The sequence below is a fragment of the Micromonospora sp. M42 genome (genome assembly GCF_000568915.1).
GTDB lineage: Bacteria > Actinomycetota > Actinomycetes > Mycobacteriales > Micromonosporaceae > Micromonospora > Micromonospora chalcea.
On the sequence record NZ_KK037233.1, the window covers coordinates 198,712 to 220,830 of the forward strand.

The window sequence follows — 22,119 nt, forward strand, 5'->3', positions numbered from 1 at the left end:
CGGCCGCCGTGGTCGGGCACAGCGTCGGCGAGGTGGCCGCCGCCCAGTGTCGCGGGCGCGCTCGGCATCGCCGACGCGATGCGGGTCGCCCGCCAGCGGGGCCGGGTCATCCGCGCCGCCATCGGCAACGGCCGGATGGCGGTGCTCGGCCTCCCGCTCGACCGGACCGAGCAGTTGCTCGCCGAGCGGCGGCCGGGCGCCGTCTCGGTCGCCGCCGCCAACGGACCGGAGTCCACTGTGCTCTCCGGCGACGGCGCGGCCCTGGCCGCCCTCGCCGAGACGCTGACGGCCGAGGGGACGTTCTGCCGGATGCTCGAATCGGTCGACTACGCCTCGCACAGCCCACAGATGGAGCCGCTGCGCGCCGAGCTCGGCGCGCTGCTCGACGGGCTCACCCCGGGGCCCGCCGCCGTGCCGATGCTCTCCACGGTCACCGCCGGGCCGATCGACGGCGCCGCGCTCGACGCCGCGTACTGGGCCGACAACCTGCGCCGGCCGGTGCTGTTCGACACCGCCGTCACCCGCCTGGTCGACGCCGGGCACGACGTGTTCGTGGAGATCTCCCCGCATCCCATGCTCGGCGGCCCGGTCACCGAACGCATCGCCCGCCAGCAGCGCGACGGCGTCGTCGTCGCCTCGCTGCGCCGCGACGAGCCGAGCCGGGCCACGGTCCTCGGTGAGCTGGGCCGCCTCTGGACCGCCGGCTGCCCGGTCGACTGGCGCCGGATGTACGGGCCGGTCGTGCCGATGGCCGCGCTGCCGGCGTACCCGTGGCAGCGGGAACGGCACTGGCTCACCGACGAGTACCCCCGGACGCGGCGCACCGCCCACCGCGGGCACCCGGTGCTGGAGACGTACGTCCGGTCCGCCGCCGAACCGGGCGGACACCACTTCGGCGTCCGGCTCGACCTGGCCGGGTTCGGCTACCTGCGGGACCACGTCGTCGAGGACAGCCCGGTGCTGCCGGCCAGCCTGCTGCTCGACGCGGCGCTGGCGGCGACCCGGCGGCTCCTCGACGATCCGGCCGCGGTGGTCGAGCGGATCGAACTGACCCGGGTCACCCTCGTCGAGGAGCTGGCCGAGGCGGACACCGTCCAACTCGTCCTGCTCCCGGAGACCGCCACCGGCGGCACGCTGCGGATCTACAGCCGCGGACCGGACGACGCCTGGAACGAGGTGGCGCACGGCCGGTACGGCGCCGCGCAGCCGTTCCCGGCCGGCGCCGTCGAGCCGCTGACCACGGTCCGCTCGCGCTGCGGCGAGCAGCGGGACAGCGCCGAGCACTACGCCCGGCTGGCCCGGTCCGGCCTGCGCTACGGCCCCGCCTTCCAGGGCGTCGCCGCGCTCTGGCAGGGCGAGCGCGAGGCGGTCGCCGAACTGCGCGACCCGGCCGAGCTGACCGGCGACCGGGAGCCGTACCTGGTGCACCCCGCCCTGCTGGACAGCTGCCTGCAGGTGCTGGCGGCGGCCATGACCGGCGCCGACGACGGGACGTACCTGCCGGTGGGGGTGGAGCGTTTCGCCCTCGCCGCCGGCCCGGGCGTACCCCGATGGGCGCACGCCACCGTGGGCGGGGCCGCCACCGACGGCCCGGAGATCGACGGCGCCCGGGTGGTGCTCTACGACGCGGCCGGCGACCCGGTGGGCGAGATCGCCGGCGTGCGGCTGCGCCGGCTGGCCGGCTCCGGCCCGGCCGACCCGGTCGGCGAGGCGCTGCTCGACCTGGCCTGGCAGGAGGCCACCGACGGGGCACAGACGCCGGAGACCGGCGGCTGGTGGCTGCTGCTCACCGGCGCCGACCCGGTCGGCGGCGACCTGCGGGCCGCGCTGTCCGGCCGGGGCGTGGACACGGTGACCGTCGCACCCGGTGACGCCTACCGGCAGGTTGCCCTGGACCGGTACGAGGTCGACCCGGCCCGGCCGGCGGACTTCGTGACGCTCCTGACCGACCTGCGTGCCGCCCGGCCGGAGCCGTGCGCCGGAGTGCTGCACGCGTGGAGCCTCGACGTGCGCCTCACCGAGCAGAGCCCGGCCGACCTGCCGGACACCCCACTGGACCGGCTCGAACTGCTCGGTCCGGTCGCCGTCACGCATCTGGTGCGGGCGCTCACCGAGGTCGGCGGCCGGTCACCCCGGCTGGTGCTGGCCACCCGGGGCGCGCAGGTGGTCGCCGCCGACGCGGGCGCGCCGGACCCGGCCCAGGGCGGCCTCTGGGGACTGGCCCGGGTGGCCGCGCTGGAACACGCCGAGCTGCGCCCCACGATCGTCGACCTCGACCCGGCCGACGGGCGGCACGGCGTTCCCGGCCTGGTCGACGAACTGCTGCACCGGCCCGGTGGCGAGCAGGTCGCGCTGCGCGGCGGCCGGCGCTACGTGCCCCGGCTGGTCCCGTGGCGCGCGCCCACGGCCACGCCGGCGCGTCCGCACCCGTTCGACCGGTCCGCCGCCGACGGCAACTACCGGCTGCTGTCGGTGCAGGGACACCTGGGCAGCCTGACGCCGGTGCTCTCCGCACGCGTGCCGCCCGGCCCCGGCCAGGTGCAGATCGAGGTGGCCGCCGCCGGACTCAACTTCAACGACGTGCTCAAGGCGATGGAGATCTGCCCCGGCGTACCCCCGGGCATCGTGCCGCTGGGCGGCGAGTGCGCCGGCCGGGTCACCGCGCTCGGCGCCGGAGTCACCGGCCTGAGCGTCGGCGACGCGGTGATGGCGGTGGCCCCGTCCAGCATGGCCGCGTACACCACCACCCGGGCCGAGCTGGTCGCCCCCGTCCCCGGCGGGCTCACCGACGAGCAGGCCGCCGCGCTGCCGATCGCGTTCCTCACCGTGGTGTACGGCCTGGAGTACCTGGCCCACCTCGGCGAGGGCGACACCCTCCTGATCCACTCGGCCACCGGCGGCGTCGGCCTGGCCGCGCTGCAGGTGGCCCGCCGCAACGGCGCCGAGGTGCTGGCCACCGCCGGCAGTGAGGAGAAGCGGGAACTGCTGCGCCGCCTCGGCGTCAAGCACGTGATGGACTCCCGGTCGCTGCGTTTCGCCGACGAGGTGCTGGCCCTCACCGACGGCCGGGGCGTGGACGTCGTGCTCAACTCGCTCACCGGCGAGGCGCTCACCCGCAGCCTCGGCCTGCTCGCGCCGAACGGGCGGTTCGTCGAGATCGGCAAGCAGGACATCTACGCCAACAGCCACCTCGGCCTGCGGGCGCTGCGGCACAACCGCTCGTTCCTCGCCGTCGACCTGGAACGCGCCTTCGCCGAGCGGCCGAAGCTGATCGCCCGCCTCTTCGCCGAGGTGCTGCGCGGCTTCGACAGCGGCGAGTTCACCGCCCTCCCGGTGACCACCTACGACTACGCCGACGCGGCGGCGGCGTTCGGTCTCATGGCGCAGGCCCGGCACACCGGCAAGATCGTGCTGCGGCCCGGTGGGCACGAGGTGGCCGCCGTACCGCCGGGGGAGGTCCCGGTCCGGCCGGCCGCCACGTACCTGATCACCGGTGGTCTCGGCGCTCTCGGCCTGGAGACCGCCCGCTGGCTGGCCGGTCGCGGCGCGCGGCACCTGGCGCTGCTCGGCCGCAGCCGGCCCTCGGCGTACGCCGGGCAGGTCCTCGACGAGTTGCGCGGGCAGGGCGTCGAGGTCCAGGTCCGGCAGGCCGACATCGCCCGCCACGAGGACGTCACGGCGGTGCTGGCGGACCTCGACCGGACGATGCCGCCGCTGGCCGGCGTCGTGCACGCCGCCGGTGTGCTGGACGACGGGCTGATGCTGCAGCTCGACCGGGCCCGGTTCCGGGCCGTGGCCGCGCCCAAGGTGGACGGCGCCTGGCATCTGCACCGGGCCACCCTGGACCGGGACCTCGACTTCTTCGTCCTCTACTCCTCGGCCGCCGCGCTGCTCGGCTCACCGGGCCAGGCCAACTACGCCGCCGCGAACGCGTTCCTGGACACGCTCGCGCAGCGGCGCCGGGCGCAGGGACGGGCCGCGCTGAGCGTCAACTGGGGTCCCTGGTCCTGGTCCGGCCTGGCGGCCCGCCCGGACCGTGGCGGCCAGCTCGCCGGGCAGGGCATCGTCGGCATCGACCCACGCGACGGCATCGAGGCGCTGGACCGGCTGGTGCGGACCCCGGCGGCGCAGGCGGCCGTCCTGCCGCTGGACCTCGACCGGCTCCGCACGGCCGCGGCCGGCGGGCTCGTGCCCGCGCTGCTGGCCGACCTGGTCGCGGTGGACACCCCGCACGGCCGAGGGCCGGGCGCGCTCCGGCGAGGTACGCCGGCGGCTGCTCACCGTCGAAGCCGGGCCGCCGCCGGCGCGCCCTGCTCACCGGGCACGTCGCCGGTGAGGTGGGCCCGGGTGCTCAAAGGTGGACGCCGACCCGGGTCGACGTCACCTCGCCGCTGGCGAACATGGGCTTCGACTCGCTGATGTCGCTGGAGCTGCGCAAGCGGCTGGAGACGTCGCTCGACGTCGAAACTGTCCGCCACGCTCGCGTGGCGCTTCCCGACCATCGACGCGCTCGTACCGCACCTCGCCGAGCGGATGGACGTGGCGCTGGAGGCCGGGCCGGACGCCGACGTCTCCCCGGCGGGGACCGGCCCGGCGACCGCGCCCGGCGCGACACCGGCCGCCGGGACCGACGACCCGGCCACCGACCTGGAGCAGCTCTCCGACGACGACGTCGAGGCGCTCCTGCTGGCCAAGCTCAACCAGATCGAGGAAGGGCGTCAGGGATGACCACGACCGGGCAGCAGGCGCAGGCGCCGAACTCCACGCTCAAGCGCGCCTACCTGCAGATGGAGCGGATGCAGCGGCAGCTCGCCGAGTACGAGCGCGGCCGGACCGAGCCCGTCGCGGTCGTCGGCATGGGGCTGCGCTTCCCCGGCGGCGCGGTCGACGCGGAGAGCTTCTGGCGGATCCTGCGCGACGGCGTCGACGCGGTCGCGGAGATCCCGGCCGACCGCTGGCCGGTCGACGAGTTCTACGACGAGCAACCGCAGCAGCCCGGCAAGATGCGGACCCGCTGGGGCGGCTTCCTGGACCGCGTCGACCACTTCGACTACGAGTTCTTCGGCATCTCCCGGCGCGAGGCGCTGGCCATGGACCCGCAGCAGCGGCTCGCCCTGGAGGTGTCCTGGGAGGCGCTGGAGAACGCCGGGAAGGCGCCGACCGCGCTGGCCGGCAGCCGTACCGGGGTGTTCCTCGGCGTGTGCAGCAACGACTTCGCCACCGAGAACTTCCCCGGGCTGGAGGACATCACCGCCTACGCCAGCACCGGCACCGCGCACAGCGTGGTGACCGGGCGGATCTCGTACGTCTTCGACTTGCGCGGCCCGAGCGTGGCGGTGGACACTGCCTGCTCCTCCTCGCTGGTGTCGGTGCACATGGCGGTGCAGAGCCTGCGGTCCGGCGAGTGCGACCTGGCCCTCGGCGGCGGGGTGAACGTCGTCCTGTCGCCGCTGCCCAGCGTGGCCTTCTCCCAGTTCCCCGGCATGGTCGCCCCGGACGGCCGGTGCAAGACCTTCGACGCCCGCGCCAACGGCTACGTCCGCAGCGAGGGCTGCGGCATCGTCGTGCTCAAGCGTCTGACCGACGCGGTACGCGACGGCGACCAGGTGCTCGCGGTGATCCGCGGCGGCGCGGTCAACCAGGACGGTCGCAGCTCCGGGGTGACCGCCCCGAACGGGGTGGCGCAGCGCGACGTGCTGCGCCGGGCGCTCGCGGCTAGCGGCGTCGCCGCCGAGCAGGTCTCCTACATCGAGGCGCACGGCACCGGCACCACGCTCGGCGACCCGATCGAGGTCGAGGCGCTGGCCGAGGTGTACGGCCGGGAGGAGGGCGCACCGGTCTACCTGGGGTCGTCGAAGACGAACGTCGGCCATGCCGAGGCCGCCTCCGGCATCGTCGGGCTGATCAAGGTGGTGCTCGCCCTGCACAAGGGCGCGATCCCGCCGAACGTGCACTTCACCGAGCTGAATCCGCACATCTCCTTCGCCGGCACCACGTTCGCGGTGCCGACCGAGTTGAGCGAGTGGCCGGCGGTCGCCGAGCGGCCGGTGGCCGGGGTGAGCAGCTTCGGTTTCAGCGGCACCAACGCCCACCTGATCGTGCAGGCCGCGCCCGAGCCGCCGGCCGTACCGTCGGAACCGGCGGTGGAGCGGCCCCGTTCGGTGCTGCCGCTGTCGGCCCGGACGCCGGACGGGCTGCTGGAGCTGGCCCGGCGCTACCAGCAGCGACTGTCCGCCGACCCGGGCGCGGCGCTGGCCGACGTCTGCTTCTCGGCCGGCACCGGACGGGCCCACTTCCCGCACCGGCTGGCCGCCGTCGGCGCGTCCGTCCGGGAGGTCGCCGACCAGCTCGCCGACTTCGTCGACGGGCTGCCCGGCGACCTGCCGGTGGTGGGCGAGGCCGGCAGCGACGACGTGGTCTTCCTCTTCACCGGGCAGGGCCCGCAGCGCGTCGGCATGGCCCGCGCCCTCTACCAGACGCAGCCCACCTTCCGGCAGGCCGTCGACCGCTGCGACGAGATCCTGCGGCCGCTGCTGGACGTCCCGCTGCTGGACGTGATCTACCCGGCCGACCCGGACTCCGACCTGGTCTACCGCACGACCTACTCGCAGCCGGCGCTGTTCGCGGTGCAGTACGCCATGGCGCAGATGTGGCGCTCCTGGGGCGTCGAGCCGGTGGCGGTGCTCGGGCACAGCTTCGGCGAGTACGTGGCCGCCTGCGTGGCCGGCATGATGAGCCTGGAGGACGGGCTGCGGCTGGTCGTCGAACGCGGCCGGCTGATGTGGGAGCTGAACGACAACGGCGCGATGGTGGCCGTCTTCGCCCCCGAGGCCGAGGTCGCCGAGGTGCTCGCCGGGTACGCCGACCGGGTGTCCGTCGCCGCGGTCAACGGCCCCGGCACCACCTCCATCTCCGGTGAGCGGGAGGCGCTGGCGCGGATCTGCGCCGAGTTCGACAGGCGCGGGGTGAAGACCAAGCAGCTGCACATCACCACCTCGTCGCACTCGCCGCTGATCGAGCCGATCCTGCCGGGCCTGCGCGCGGCGGCCGACGCGGTGACGTTCACCCCGCCGCGCATCCCGCTCGTGGCGAACCTGACCGGTGAGCTGTGGCCGTGGGACACCGCCCCGGACGCCGACTACTGGTGCCGGCACGCCCGCCAGCCGGTGCGCTTCGCGGCCAGCATCGACACGCTGCGCGAGCTGGGCTACCGCACCTTCGTCGAGATGGGACCCGCGCCGACGCTGCTCGGCATGATCAGCGACAACCTGCCGGCGGGGGAGGCCCTGCTGGCGCCGAGCCTGCGGCCCAAGCACGACGACTGGGCGGTGCTGCTGCACACCGTCGCCCGGCTCTACACCGCCGGCGTGGACCTGGACTGGGCCGGTTTCGACCGGGACTACCGGCGGGCCCGGGTGCCGCTGCCCACCTACCCGTTCGAGAAGACGCACTGCTGGCAGGAGCCGCGCCGCACGCAGCGGCAGCAGCAGCGGCACACCGGATCGTCCACCGTGGACGACACCGACGAGGACGGCGCCGCCGCGTACGCCGACGACGACCTGCTCTACCGGCTCGACTGGCAACCTGTCGACGCGCCCGCGCCGGCTCCCGACCCGGAAGCAACCCCGGCCCGGACCTGGCTGGTGCTCACCGACGGGACCGGGGTCGGCGCCGGGTTCGCCGACGCCGTCGCCGCCCGGGGCGAGCGGGTGGTACGGGTGTCGCCAGGCCTGGCGTACCGCGTCGACGGCGCGCGGGCCGAGGTGCGCCTGGACGGCCCGGCGGACCTGAGCCGGCTGGTGGACGAGCTGGCGCTCGACGGCGGCGAGCTTCAGGTGCTGCACCTGTGGAGCCTCGACGACACCGACCCGGACGGCACGGCGGACGCCGCCGCGCTGCTGCGGGCCACCGAGCGGGGCAGCCTCAGCGCGGTCCACACCGCGCAGGCGCTGGCCCGGGCGCGGGGCCCGGAGACGGTACGGCTCTGGCTGGTCACCCGCGGCGCGGTACGGCCGGCCGACGCCCCGGGCGGCCCGGTGTCGCTCGCGGTGGCCCAGTCGGCCCTGTGGGGCCTGGGCCGGTCGTTGCAGCAGGAGCACTCGGCGCTCTGGGGCGGCCTGATCGACCTCGACCCGGCCGCCGACTCGGCCACGCTGGCCACGCGCCTGGTGGGGGAGCTGACCGCCCGCGACGCCGAGGACCAGGTCGCGTTGCACGGCGACCGGCGCTACGTGGCCCCGGCTTCTTCCGCCAGGCGGTGTTTTTATTTTCGACCCCCGCCGACGGGCCGTGGCGGCCCGACCCGAGCTACTCTGATTCACCGGCGGCCTCGGCGGCATTTGCTGGAGGTGTCCCGGTCGATATGTTGCGGGCCGGGCGCGCGGCTGGCTGGTGCTGCTCGGCCGCACCGTGCTTTCCGCCCCGGCGCCGAAGTGGGCCGGCCGTGCCCGCCGACCATCCGGCGGCGGCACGAGTCGCCCGTGCGCGGGCTGGAGGCGCTCGGGGGCCGCCGTGCACGTGGCCTCCGTGACGTCGCCGACGAGGAGGCGGTACGGGCGTTGCTGGCCGGGCTACGACCGGGAGGGCCGGCCGCCGATCCGGGGCGTCGTGCACGCCGCCGGCACCGGTGAGGTGGCCCCGCTGATGGAGCTGACCCGGGCCGACCTGGAACGCCCGCTGCTGCCCAAGGCGGTCGGCGCGTGGGTGCTGCACCGCCTGTTCGCCGGCCGGGAGCTGGACTTCTTCATCCTGTTCTCCTCGACGAGCTCGCTGCTCAGCTCGCCGTTCGTGGCCGGGTACGCGGCGGCAAACGCCTTCCTCGACGCGCTGGCGGCGCAGCGCCGCGCCGCCGGACTGCCCGGTCTGAGCGTCAACTGGGGTATCTGGGAAGGGGTCGGCCTGGCCAACCGGGGCGCCGACGCCACCCCCGGGCTCAGCAAGGGCATGGGCACGCTGCGGCCCGGCCAGGCGCTGCGGGTCTTCCACCGGCTGCTGCGCCACGACGAGCCGCAGATCGCCGTGGTCCCGGTCGACTGGACCGAGTGGGGGCGCCGCTACCAGGAGGTCTCCGGTTCGGCCCTGCTCGCCCCGCTGCTGCGCGGCGACGGCCCCGCCCGGCCCGCCCGGCGTACGGCCCGGACCAGCCTGCTGCCCAGCCGCGCGCAACTGCTGGCCCTGCCGGCCGACCGGCGCGCCGAGACGCTCACCGGGCAACTGGTGCTCGCCGTCGCGGCCACCCTCGGCTCCGCGACGGCGTCGGTCGGGCTGGACCAGCCGCTGTTCGACCTGGGCCTGGACTCGCTCATGGCGGTGGAGCTGAAGAACGAGATCGAACGCCAGCTCGGCGTCTCGCTGTCCATCGCGGTGTTCCTGGAGGGCGCCACCCTACGCACCCTCACCGAGCAGATCGTCAGCCGGCTGCCGGCCGGTGCGGACGACGGCGGCGCCGACACGGCGGCCATCGGGCGGGTCGAGCGGTTCGAGGACGTCGCCTCGGAGCTGCTCGCCGAGCTGGAGGGCCTCTCCGACGAGCAGGCGCGGGCCGTACTGGGCCAGGAGGCGTGAGATGACCGACCTCGACGCACGGCTCGCCGCGCTCTCCCCGGAGAAACGGGCGCTGTTCGAGAAGCTGCTGCGCGAGCGGGGCCAGGCGCGGCCCGCCCGGCGGGAGAACGTCTTCCCGATCTCCGTGATGCAGCAGGGCATCTGGTTCCTCGAGCAGCTCCGGCCCGGCAACCCGGCGTACCTGATCCCGGCGGCGGTGCGCATCCGCGGCCCGCTGGACACCGCCCTGCTGCGGCAGGCGGTCGACGGGATCGTCGCCCGGCACGAGTCGCTGCGGACCACGTTCGAGCTGCGCGACGGGCGGCCGGTGCAGGTGGTCCACCCGGCGCTCGCGATCCCGCTGGCCGAGACCGACCTGCGCGGCACGCCGGCCGGCGGCGACGAGCTGGAGGCGCGGATCGTGGCCGCGCTGCGCGAGCCGTTCGACATCACCACCGGCCCGCTGCTGCGGCTGGCCCTGCTCCGGCTCGGTGACGACGACTGCGTGCTCGGCGTGGCGATGCACCACCTCGTCTCCGACGGCTGGTCCGTCGGGGTGCTGCTGGGTGAACTCTCCACCCGGTACGCCGCGCTGGCCACCGGCGACCGGCCGGCGCTGCCCGAGCTGAGTGTCCAGTACGGCGACTACGCCGCCTGGCAGCAGGACTGGCTGCGCGGGGAGGACCTGTCGGCGGACCTGACCCACTGGCGGGAGCACCTCGCCGGGGCGCCGGCCGTGCTCGACCTGCCGACCGACCGGCCCCGCCCGCCGGTGCAGGGCTTCCAGGGCGCCTCCCACCCGTTCACGTTGCCCGAGCCGGTGCTCACCGCGCTCGGCGCGCTCGGCAAGCAGCACGGCGCGACCACGTACATGGCGCTGCTGGCCGCCTTCGGCGTGCTGCTGCGCCGCTACAGCGGGCAGGACGACGTGGTGGTCGGCGTGCCGATGGCCAACCGGGACCGGGCCGAGGTCGAACCGCTCATCGGGTTCTTCGTCAACACCCTGCCGGTCCGCGTGGACCTGACCGGCAACCCGACCTTCACCGAACTGCTGGGCCGGGTCCGGGACGCCTGCCTCGGCGCGTACGCCCACCAGCGGGTGCCGTTCGAGAAGGTGGTGGAGGCGCTGAAGCCGGCCCGCGACCTCAGCCGGCCGCCGATCTTCCAGGTGGGGCTCTCCTACCAGAGCGACCCGCTGCCCACGCTGGCCCTGGCCGGGGTGGAGTTCGAACGGCTGCCGCTGCGCGCCCAGGGCGCCCGCTTCGACCTGGAGCTGCAGCTGTTCAACGACGCCGGTGGGGTCAGCGGCTGGTTCGAGTACGACCGCGACCTGTTCGAGCCCGCCACCATGGCCCGGATGGCCGGGCACTACCGGCGGATCGTCGAGCTGGCCGTCGCCGGCCCGCACACGGCTGTCGACGAACTGCCGTTGCTGGACGCCGACGAGCGGGACGCGGTGCTGGCGCTGTCCCGGGGCGAGGCGCGGCGGTGGCCCGGCGCGGGCTGGGCGCACGAGCAGATCGCCGAGCGGGCCCGGCGTACGCCGGAACTGCCGGCGGTGCGGTTCGCCGGCCGCACCGTCGGCTACGGGGAGCTGCTGCGCCGGGCCAACGGGCTGGCCCGCCGGCTGCGTGCCGCCGGGGTCGGCCCCGGCGTGCGGGTCGGCCTGGTGCTGGAACGCTCGGTGGAGCTGGTGGTCGGCCTGCTGGCGATCTGGCAGGCCGGCGGCGCGTACGTGCCCGTCGACCCGGGCCTGCCGGCCGGGCGGGTGGCGCTGATGCTCGACGACGCGGACCCGGCGGTGGTGCTCACCCAGCGGCGGCTCGGCGAGAAGCTGTCCTGGGACGGGCCGCTGTGGTTCGCCGACGAGCTGCTCACCGACGACGTGCCCGCGGACGCCGCCGACGACCGGCCCACCCCGGTACGCGGCACCGACGTCGCCTACGTCATCTACACCTCCGGGTCGACCGGCCGGCCCAAGGGCGTGCCGAACACGTTCGCCGGCATCCGCAACCGGCTGCTGTGGATGCAGGACGCCTACGGCCTCGGCCCCGGCGACCGGGTGCTGCAGAAGACGCCGTACTCGTTCGACGTCTCGGTCTGGGAGTTCTTCTGGCCGTTGATGACCGGCGCGACGCTCGTCGTGGCCCGCCCGGACGGGCACCGCGACGGCGCCTACCTGGTCGACACGATCCGCTCTGAACAGGTCACCACCGTGCACTTCGTGCCCTCCATGCTCCAGGCGTTCCTGCGCGAGCCCGACGTCGAGCGGTGCGTGAGCCTGCGTCGGGTGATCTGCAGTGGCGAGGCGCTTCCGCGCGACCTGCAGGACCGCTTCTTCACCCGGTCCGCCGCCGAGCTGCACAACCTGTACGGCCCGACCGAGGCGGCGATCGACGTCACCGCCTGGGCCTGCCGCCGCGACGACCCCCGGCCGGTGCCGATCGGGCGGCCGATCGCGAACACCCAGGTGTACGTGCTGGACCGCCATCTGCAGCCGGTGCCCGTGGGTGTGCCGGGCGAGCTGCACATCGGCGGGGTCAACGTGGCGCTCGGCTACCTGAACCGGCCCGAGCTGACCGCCGAACGGTTCCTCGCCGACCCGTTCGCCACACCGGCGCCGGCCGGCGGCACGGCCGTCACCGGCGACCGCGACGACGACCGGCCGCCCGCCCGGCTCTACAGGACCGGTGACCTGGGCCGGATCCGTGCCGACGGCGCGATCGAGTACCTGGGCCGCCTCGACCACCAGGTGAAGCTGCGCGGCTTCCGGATCGAGCTGGGCGAGATCGAGGCGGCGCTGACCGCCTGCCCCGGCGTCACCGAGGCGGTGGTGGTGGCGCGTGCGCACGGCGGCGACACCCGGCTGGTGGCGTACCTGGTCGGGCCGGCCGTGCCGGCCACCGGTGAGCTGATCGGCCGGTTGAAGGAACGGCTGCCCGACTACATGGTGCCGGCGGTCTTCACCACGCTGGACGCCCTGCCGCTGACCCCGAACGGCAAGGTGGACCGGTCGGCCCTGCCCGAACCCGACCTGGCCCGCCCGGAGCTGCGCAGCCCGTACGTGGCGCCGCGCGACGAGCTGGAGCGCACCGTCGCCGGCATCTGGCGGGAGCTGCTCGGCGTGGAGCAGGTCGGGGTGGACGACAACTTCTTCGAGCTGGGCGGCCACTCCCTGCTGATGGCCGAGGCCCGCCTGCGGCTCGTCGCGGCGGCCGGCCGGGACGTGACGCTCGTCGAGCTGTTCCAGTTCCCGACCGTCGCCGCGCTCGCCGGTTACCTCAACCGGCCCGGCGCGGACGGCGACGGCCTGGGCGACGCCCAGGAACGGGCGGCCACCCGCCGGCAGTCACTGAGTCGACGTCGCCGCCGCTCGTCGGCCGCGCAGGCATGAACGGTAGGTGAGACAGATGTCAGACGACGTCGAGAACCTCGACCAGATAGCCGTCATCGGCATGGCGGGGCGCTTCCCCGGCGCGGCCGACGTGGACGAGTTCTGGGCGAACCTCACGGCCGGCCGGGAGGGGATCGCCCGCCTGTCCGACGAGGAGCTGCGCGCCGACGGCGTCGACCCGCAGGTGGCCGCGCGGGACGACTACGTGCCGGCCAAGGGCGTCCTGGCCGACGCGGACCGCTTCGACGCGGGCTTCTTCGGCTACCACCCCCGCGAGGCCGAGGTGCTCGACCCGCAGCACCGGGTCTTCCTGGAGTGCGTGTGGACGGCGCTGGAGTCGGCCGGCCACGACCCGAAGACCTTCGACGGGCGCATCGGCGTCTTCGCCGGGTCGAGCCTGAACTCGTACCTGCTGTTCAACCTGCTCGCCAACGAGCAGGCGGTGGACGCGGCCGGCAGCTACCAGACGCTGATCTCCAGCGACAAGGACTTCCTGGCCACCCGGGTGTCGTACAAGCTGAACCTGACCGGGCCGAGCATGACCGTGCAGACGGCCTGCTCCACCTCGCTGACCGCGGTGCACCTGGCGGCCCAGAGCCTGCTCAACGGCGAGTGCGACCTGGCCCTGGCCGGCGGCGTGTCGGTGAGCGTGCCGCTGCGCGGCGGCTACCGCTACGAACAGGGCGGCATCCTCTCCCCGGACGGGCACTGCCGGCCCTTCGACGCGCAGGCGCAGGGCACCGTCGCCGGCAACGGTGTGGGCGTGGTGGTGCTGCGGCGGTTGACCGACGCCCACGCGGCCGGGGACACAGTGGACGCGGTCATCCTCGGCACCGCGGTGAACAACGACGGCTCGCTGAAGGTCGGCTACACCGCGCCGAGCGTGGACGGGCAGGCCCGCGTCGTCGCCGAGGCGCTCGCCGTGGCCGACGTGGACCCGGACAGCATCGGCTACGTCGAGACCCACGGCACCGGCACCGCCCTCGGCGACCCGATCGAGATCACCGCGCTGACCCGCGCGTACCGCAAGCACACCGACCGGGTGGGCTACTGCGCGATCGGCTCGGTGAAGAGCAACGTCGGGCACCTCGACGCCGCGGCCGGGGTGACCAGCCTGATCAAGGCGGTGCTGGCGCTGCGCCACGAGGCGATCCCGGCGACCCTGCACCACACCCGGGCCAACCCCGAGCTGGCGTTGCCGACCAGCCCGTTCTTCGTCAACACCGAGCTGCGGCAGTGGCCCCGGCAGGAGACGCCGCGCCGGGCCGGGGTCAGCTCGTTCGGCATCGGCGGCAGCAACGTGCACGTGATCCTGCAGGAGGCACCGGCCCCGGCCGCGCCGGCCGCCGCGCCGCCCGCCGCACCGGCCGTAGCCCGGGTGCTGCCGCTGTCGGCCCGCTCCGCGCCGGCGCTGGCCGCCGCGGCCGGCCGGCTCGCCGACCACCTGGCCGCCCACCCCGACCTGGACCTGGACGACGTCGCGTACACGCTGGCCGCCCGCCGCCGGGCCTTCGAGCACCGTACGGCGGTGACCGGCCGGGACAGCGCCGGAACTGGTCGCCGCGCTGCGGCGGGTCGCCGACGCCGGCACGGGCACGCCTGCCGGACGGGACGCGCCGGTGGCGTTCCTCTTCCTCGGCCAGGGCAGGTCTAATTTGATGATCGATGCTTGACATGCCAATTATGTGAACTAAATCTCGGCATGCGAGAAGTTGGCGCCGGAGTACAATGGAGCGTAGCAGTTCGCGAGTGCAAAAGAACGTCAATAACCATCTATCGTTCCACCAGTAGAGCCTGATGCATACGAATGTTAATCGATCAGGTTTGCACACCTGTCGTCCTACTTGCTGTAACTTACCAGCGTAAGCGGGTCGAAGTGCCCCCGAAGCCTTGCTGCCATTGTACTCTGTATAGAGGCAACTGGTCGCCGCGCTGTGCGCGGTCGACGACGCCGGCACGGGCACGCCTGCCGGACGGGACGCGCCCGTGGCGTTCCTCTTCCCCGGCCAGGGGAGGACCAACGTGGACATGACCTGGGGCCTGTACCGCACCAAGCCGGAGTTCTGCGCCGAGCTGGACAGCTGCGCCGACCTGTTCCCCGGTCATCTGGGCGAGGACCTGCGCGTGCCGCTGTTCGCCGCCGACGACGAGACCGGCGACGCGGCGCTGGCGCTGGCGCGTACCGCTGTCACGCAGCCGGTGCTGTTCGCGGTGGAGTACGCGCTGGCCCGCCTGTGGATGTCGTGGGGCGTCCGCCCGGCGGCGATGGTCGGGCACAGCGTCGGCGAGTACGTGGCCGCCTGCCTGGCCGGGGTGTTCTCCCTTGAGGACGCGGTGGCGCTGGTCGCCACGCGGGGACGCCTGGTGCAGTCGATGCCGGCCGGGTCGATGCTCGCGGTGTTCCTGCCCGAGGCGGAGGTGACCGGCCGGCTGACCGGCGGGCTGTGCGTCGCGGCGGTGAACTCCACCGGCCTGTGCGTGGTGGCCGGCCCGACCGCCGAGGTCGACGCGCTGGCGCAGCGGCTCACGGCGGACGGGGTGGCGTGCCGCCGGCTGCGCACCTCGCACGCCTTCCACTCACCCAGCATGGACGCCGCTGTCGCGCCGTTCGTCGACGCGGTCCGCCGGGTCGCCCTGCGCCCGCCCGCCACCCCGTTCGTCTCCAACGTCACAGGCGCCTGGATCACCGACGAGCAGGCCACCGACCCGGAGTACTGGGGACGACACCTGCGCGCGCCGGTGCGTTTCGCCGACGCCCTGGACGTGCTGCTCGCCGACGAGGAGCTGGTGCTGCTGGAGGTCGGTCCGGGGCAGACGCTGCGCAACTTCGTCCGCCAGCACCGCGCCTGGCACGAGCGGCGGACGGTGGCCGGATCGGTGCGGCACCCGGACGAGCCGCGCGACGACCAGGAGTACCTGCTGGCCGGGCTGGGGGAACTCTGGGCCGCCGGGGCGCCGGTGGACTGGGCCGCCCGCACCGGGGACACGCCGCGGCGGCTGCTGCGCCTGCCCACGTACCCGTTCCAGCGCCAGCGCTACTGGATCGAGCCGCGGCCCGGCCCGGCCCGGCCCGCGCCGGTCGCGGCGACCGGGCCGGACGCGCAGTGGTTCCACGTGCCCGGCTGGCGGCGGCTCACCGCGCCGGCCGCCGGGACCGCCGACGGGGCGACCTGGGTGGTGCTCGGCGCCGAGCTGCCGCTGGGCGTGGCGCTGGCCGGGCGGCTGGCCGACGACGGCGCGACAGTGCTGCGGGTCAGCGCCGGCGACGAGCTGCGGGAGACCGGCGAGCGGGCCTGGTCGCTGGACCCGGCCAGCCGGGACCAGCACGCCGCCCTGCTCAAGTCGCTGGAGGTGGACACCGGCCGGACGATCCGGGTGGTGCACCTGTGGAGCCTGACCGTGGAGCCGGGCGACGGCCCGGATCCGGACCGGATCGACAGCGCCCGGCGGGTCGGGTTCGACAGCCTGCTGGCCCTGGCCCAGGCGATCGGGGACGTGCAGCCCGCCGGCCCGGTGGAGATCGACGTGCTCAGCCGGGGCCTGTTCGCGGTGACCGGCGAGGAGGCCCTGCAGCCGGAGAACGCCCCGCTGCTCGGCGCCACCACGGTCATCCCGCAGGAGGTCCCGGACGTCACCTGCCGCGTGCTGGACCTGCCCGCCGCCGACCCGGCGCCCGGCCCCACGACCGTGCTGGCCCGGCTGACCGCGCCCACCGCCGACCGGGAACTGGCGCTGCGCGGCCGGCACTGGTGGGTACGCGACTTCGAGGCCCGTCCCGCCGACGCCGCCGGCGGGACGGGCGGCCGGCTGCGGCCCGGCGGCGTCTACCTGATCACCGGCGGTCTCGGCGGGGTCGGGCTGGCGCTGGCCGAGCAGATCGCCCGCTCGGTCGACGCGCCGGTGCTCGGGCTGCTGCACCGCTCGGCGTTCCCCGACTCGACGCGGTGGCCGGACTGGCTGGCCGAGCACGGCGAGCAGGACGACACCAGCCGGCGGATCCGCGGCGTGCAGCGGCTGCGGGAACTGGGGGCGCGGGTGGTGGTGCTGCACGCCGACGTCACCGACCGGGCCGCCCTGTCCGACGCGGTCGGACGGCTGCGCGCCGAAGGCGGTGGCCTGCACGGCGTCGTCCACGCCGCCGGCCTGCCGTCGCGGGGACTGATCGCGGTCAAGTCCGGCCGGGACGTGACCGACATACTGGCCGCCAAGACCGTCGGCACGCTGCACCTGGACGCCGTCTGCGACGCCGACGGACTGGACTTCCTGCTGCTCTGCTCGTCGCTGACCGCGCTGCTCGGCGGGCCGGGGCAGAGCGACTACTGCGCGGCGAACGCCTTCCTGGACGTCTACGCCCAGTGGCGGCGAGCCACCACCGGGGCGCCGGTCGCGGCTGTCGCCTGGGACACCTGGCGCAACACCGGCATGGCCGCCGGCCTGGTCGAGCGGCTGCACGGCGGCGCCGCGCTGACCGGGCACCCGCTGCTGCAACGCCTGGTCTCCTCGACCGGCACGTCCCGGACGTACGCCACCACGCTCAGCACGGCCGACAGCTGGATCGTCGACGAGCACCGGATCATGGGCCACGGCCTCGTTCCCGGCACCACGTACCTGGAGCTGGTCCACGCGGCGGTCGCCGACCGGGCGGCCGGCCGGGTGGTGGAGCTGAACGACGTGCTGTTCCTGATGCCGGTGATCGTGCCGGACGGTCGGAGCCGCGAGCTGTTCACCACGGTGCAGGAGCGCGACGGGCAGCTCCGGTTCAGCGTGCAGAGCCGCGTCGACGGGGAGGCCGGCCGCTGGCAGGAGCACGCGAGCGGCACCGTGGCCTTCCACGAGCGGCCGGCGGACACGGCCCGGGACCTGGACCGGCTGCGCCGCGACTGCGCCGTCACCGAGGTGATCGACACCGAGGACGAACTGAAGCGGCGGCTGAAGCTCGACCGGGTGGAGCAGGGCGGCCGGTTGCAGTTCTCCTTCGGCCCGCGCTGGCGGTGCCTGCGCCGCATCGAGGCCGGCGAACGGCGGCTGATGGTCACGCTCGAACTGGCCGAGGAGTTCGCCGCCGACCTGGAGCGCTACCCGCTGCACCCGGCGCTGCTGGACGTGGCCGGCGCGTCCGCACGGATCCGCGCGCGGGACGTGTTCTACCTGCCGTTCACCTACCGCAGCCTGCGGGTCTTCGCCCCGCTGACCCGGGTGGTCCACTGCCACGTCGAGGTGGACGAGGCCGGTGACTCCGGCGAGACGCTCACCGTCAGCATCGACCTGATCTCCCCGCAGGGACAGCTGCTGGCCCGGATCACCGACTTCACCATCAAGCGGATCAACGACATCGACGGCCTGCTGGAACAGGTGCGCGACGGCGCGGTGACCGCCGCCGGCCCGGGCGCGGGCGAGGCGACGCCGGGCACCCTGCACGTGCTCAGCGAGGGGATGACCGCCGCCGACGGGATGGCCGCCTTCGACCGGCTGCTCGCCGCGCCCGAGCTGCCGGAGCACGTGGTGGTCACCGGCCGGGACCTTTCCGGGCTGCGCCGGCTCGCTGCCTCGATCACCCCCGCGCTGCTCGCCGGGGAGGTGGAGCAGATCGCCCCGCCCCGGGGCACCCATCCGAGGCCCGATCTGGACACCCCGTACGTGGCGCCGGGCACCGAGGCCGAGCGGACGGTGGCGGAGATCTGGCAGGAGGTGCTCGGCCTGGACCGCGTCGGCGTGCACGACGACTTCTTCGCCCTCGGCGGACACTCGCTGGCCGCCGTGCAGATCGGCGCGAAGATCCGCGGCCGGTTCGGGGTGGAGCTGAACCTGCGGGGCTTCTTCGACAGCCCGACGGTGGCGCACACGGTGACCGTGCTGGCCGACCCCGGCGGGCCGGGGGATGGGGGCGCCGACCGGATCGAAGTGGTGAGCCGGGACGTGCCCGACGACGAACTGGCCGGCCTCGACGAGCTGTCCGACGAGGAGATCGAGGCACAGCTCGCCGCCCTGCTCGCCGAGGACGACGGCGGGGGACGGGCATGAGCCGGCCGATTCCGCCCGCCCCGGCGCGTGCCCGCCGTACGCGAGCGCCGCACGTCCTGTCCGCAGCCGTGTCAGCTCACCCACACACCGAGGATGATCGCCCGTGACGACCACCGACCTGGGCAGCCTGTCCGCCGCCGAGAAGCGCGCACTGCTGGCCGAGCGGCTGCGGCAGAAGAAGCAGCGGCGGGAGTTCCCGGCCTCCTTCTCCCAGCAACGACTCTGGTTCCTGGAGCAGCTCTCGCCGGGCAGCGCCGCGTACAACATCCCCGGCGCCGTCCGCATCCTGGGCCCGCTGGACCTGGAGGTGTGGCGGCGCTGCTGCAACGAGATCACCCGCCGGCACGAGGCGCTGCGGACCACGTTCACCGAGGTCGACGGCGAGCCCCGGCAGCTGGTCAACGCCGTCTGCGAGCCGGAGTTCACCGTGGTCGACTGCGCCCACCTGCGCGGACCGCAGGGCGAGGCGGGCATCCAGGAGCTGGCCCGGGAGGAGTTCACCCGCCCGTTCGACCTGGCCGGCGGGCCGCTGCTGCGGGTGCGGTTCCTCCGGCTCGGCCCGCAGGAGCACATCCTGCTGCTGACCATGCACCACATCGCGGCCGACCTGTGGTCCATGTCCGTGGCCATCGCCGAGCTGGTCGAGCTGTACGGGGCGTTCGCCGCCGGTCGCGAGTCGACCCTGCCGGACCTGCCGATCCAGTACGTCGACTACACCGTCTGGCAGCGGCAGCGGCTGGAGGGCGACGCGCTCGACGCCGACCTGGAGTACTGGAAGAAGACACTCGCCGGGGCGCCGGCCGCGCTGGAGCTGCCCATCGACAAGCCCCGCCCGGCGGTGCAGAGCACCCGGGGCGGCTCCCGGCCCTTCGCCCTGCCCGAGCCGGTGATGACCCGGCTGCGCGCGCTGAGCCAGCGGGAGGGCGCCACCCCGTTCATGACCCTGCTCGCGGCCTTCCAGGCGCTGCTGCACCGCTACAGCCGCGAGGACGACATCGTGGTCGGCGTACCGGTGGCCAACCGGAACCGGCCGGAGATCGAACGGCTCGTCGGCTACTTCGTCAACACTCTGGCGCTGCGCACCGACCTGTCCGGCGACCCGAGCTTCCGCGAGCTGGTCGGGCGGGTCCGGCAGACCTGCCTCGGCGCGTTCGCCCACCAGGAGGTGCCCTTCGAGCGGCTGGTGGAGGAGCTGGCCCCGCGCCGGGACCTGTCCCGCTCGCCGATCTTCCAGGTGCACTTCATCTTCCAGAACATCCCGATGCCGGAGTTCGACGTGGCCGGGCTGCGGCTGGAGCCGGTCGACGTGGAGAGCTCCACCGCCCGGTTCGACCTGGAGCTGCAGGTCTTCGACCGGCCGGACGGGCTGACCGGCTGGTTCGAGTACAACACCGACCTGTTCGAGCCGGCCACCGTGGAGCGGATGTCCCGGCACCTCGCGCAGCTGGTGGAGAACCTGCTCGCCGACCCGGACCGGCCGATCGACCAGGTTCCGATGCTCGGCGCCGACGAGGAGCGTGACCTGCGGCTGCGGTGGAACGACACCCGCCGGGACTGGCCGCAGCCGGTGTGCGTGCCGCAGCGCTTCGCCGCCCGGGCCGCCGCCGCCCCGGACGCCCCGGCGCTGCGCACCGACCGGGAGAGCCTGACCTACGCCGAGCTGGACGGGCGCTCGACCCGGCTGGCCCGCCGGCTGCGGCGGCTCGGGGTGGCCCGGGAGACGATGGTCGGCATCTGCCTGGAGCGTTCGGCCGACATGGTCGTGGCGATGCTCGCCGTGCTCAAGAGCGGCGGCGCGTACGTGCCGCTGGACCCGGGTTTCCCGCCGGACCGGATCGCCTTCATGCTCGCCGACTCCGACCTGTCCGTGCTGCTCACCAGCAGCGACGTGCTGGCGGGCCTGGGCGGGGTGAAGGCGCAGCCGCTCTGCCTGGACCTGCTCGGTGACGAGCTGGCCGCCGAGTCGGCCGAACCGCTGGACGTCGACGTGCGCCCCGACGACCTGGCGTACGTCATCTACACCTCCGGCTCCACCGGCCGGCCCAAGGGCGTGCAGGTTCCGCACGGGGCGCTGGGCAACTTCCTGCTCGCCATGGGCGAGCGCCCCGGCGTCACCGCCGACGACGTGCTGCTGGCGGTCACCACGCTCTCCTTCGACATCGCCGGGCTGGAGCTGCTCCTGCCGCTGGTCGAGGGGGCCTGCGTGGCAGTGGTGAGCCGCCAGGTCGCCGCCGACGGGGAACGGCTGGCCGCCGCGCTGGACGCCTTCGGCGCGACGGTCATGCAGGCCACCCCGTCCACCTGGCGGATGCTGCTCGACGCCGGCTGGACCGGCGAGGCCGGGCTGCGGGTGCTGGCCGGTGGCGAGGCGCTCCCCGCCGAGCTGGCCCAGCGTTTGCTCGGCCGGTGCGCCGAGCTGTGGAACATGTACGGCCCGACCGAGACGACCATCTGGTCGGCGGTGGCGCGGGTCGACCACGGCCCGATCTCCATCGGCGAGCCGATCGCCAACACCGAACTGCACGTGCTCGACGGCAGCGGCCACCTGGTGCCGCCGGGTGTCCCCGGCGAGCTGCACATCGGCGGCGCCGGCCTGGCGCGGGGCTACCTGGACCGGCCCGAGCTGACCGCCGAGCGGTTCGTCCGGCACCCCTTCCCGATCGGGCTGGGCGACCGGCTCTACCGCACCGGTGACCTGGTCCGCCGTCGCGCCGACGGGAGCATCGAGTTCCTCGGCCGGCTCGACCACCAGGTGAAGCTGCGTGGCTTCCGGATCGAGCTGGGCGAGATCGAGTCGGTGCTGGAGCGGCAGCCGCAGGTCAACCAGGCGGTGGTGACCGTACGCGAGGACACCCCCGGCGACCAGCGGCTGGTGGCGTACGTGGTGGCCGGCGCCGACGCCCGGGCCGAGGCGGCGGCGCAGTGGCCGCACGAGGTGGAGCAGTGGCGCGACGTCTGGGACGCCGCGTACGACGTGACGGACACCGGCGAGGTCGACCCGACGTTCGACACCCGGGGCTGGAACAGCAGCTACACCGGAGCGCCGATCCCGGTGGCGGAGATGCGCGGCTGGGCCGAGGCGACCGCCGAGCGGATCCTCCAGGACGGCCCGCGCTCGGTGCTGGAGATCGGCTGCGGCACCGGCCTGATCCTCTACCGGG

7 protein-coding genes and 1 pseudogene are annotated in these 22,119 nt (G+C 74.6%); all 8 read left to right on the top strand.

The features are described 5' to 3' along the window. Nucleotides 1-4,419 (top strand): SDR family NAD(P)-dependent oxidoreductase (locus MCBG_RS00650; protein ID WP_157560768.1); only part of this gene is annotated, 4,419 nt, incomplete at its 5' end. A 114-nt stretch (nt 4,420-4,533) separates the two neighbouring features. Then, nucleotides 4,534-4,728 (top strand): hypothetical protein, encoded by a 195-nt coding sequence (locus MCBG_RS30990; protein WP_051610868.1) that lies wholly within the window; start codon nt 4,534-4,536, stop codon nt 4,726-4,728. Nucleotides 4,729-4,796: 68 nt separating this feature from the next. Beyond that, nucleotides 4,797-7,358 (top strand): annotated as a pseudogene (locus MCBG_RS00655) (type I polyketide synthase); the annotation flags it as partial. 979 nt (nt 7,359-8,337) lie between these two features. Beyond that, the gene (locus tag MCBG_RS00660) at nt 8,338-9,564 is read left to right on the top strand and encodes a beta-ketoacyl reductase (protein WP_223201405.1); all 1,227 of its coding nucleotides are present in this window, start codon (nt 8,338-8,340) and stop codon (nt 9,562-9,564) included. A 1-nt stretch (nt 9,565) separates the two neighbouring features. After that, entirely contained in the window at nt 9,566-12,937 is a 3,372-nt protein-coding gene (locus MCBG_RS00665) for a non-ribosomal peptide synthetase (protein ID WP_043323003.1), read from the top strand. 16 nt (nt 12,938-12,953) lie between these two features. Beyond that, nucleotides 12,954-14,591, top strand: coding sequence for a type I polyketide synthase (locus tag MCBG_RS00670; protein WP_051610872.1), 1,638 nt, complete (start codon nt 12,954-12,956; stop codon nt 14,589-14,591). A 332-nt stretch (nt 14,592-14,923) separates the two neighbouring features. Further along, the gene (locus MCBG_RS00675) at nt 14,924-18,958 is read left to right on the top strand and encodes a polyketide synthase family protein (protein ID WP_198033253.1); all 4,035 of its coding nucleotides are present in this window, start codon (nt 14,924-14,926) and stop codon (nt 18,956-18,958) included. Nucleotides 18,959-19,061: 103 nt separating this feature from the next. Continuing rightward, nucleotides 19,062-22,119 (top strand): non-ribosomal peptide synthetase (locus tag MCBG_RS00680; protein WP_157560804.1); only part of this gene is annotated, 3,058 nt, incomplete at its 3' end.

Coding starts and splice junctions, on each gene's coding strand:
- MCBG_RS00665 (WP_043323003.1), top strand. CDS start 9,566: ATGACCGACCTCGACGCACGGCTCGCCGCGCTCTCCCCGGAGAAACGG.
- MCBG_RS00670 (WP_051610872.1), top strand. CDS start 12,954: ATGTCAGACGACGTCGAGAACCTCGACCAGATAGCCGTCATCGGCATG.
- MCBG_RS30990 (WP_051610868.1), top strand. CDS start 4,534: ATGGACGTGGCGCTGGAGGCCGGGCCGGACGCCGACGTCTCCCCGGCG.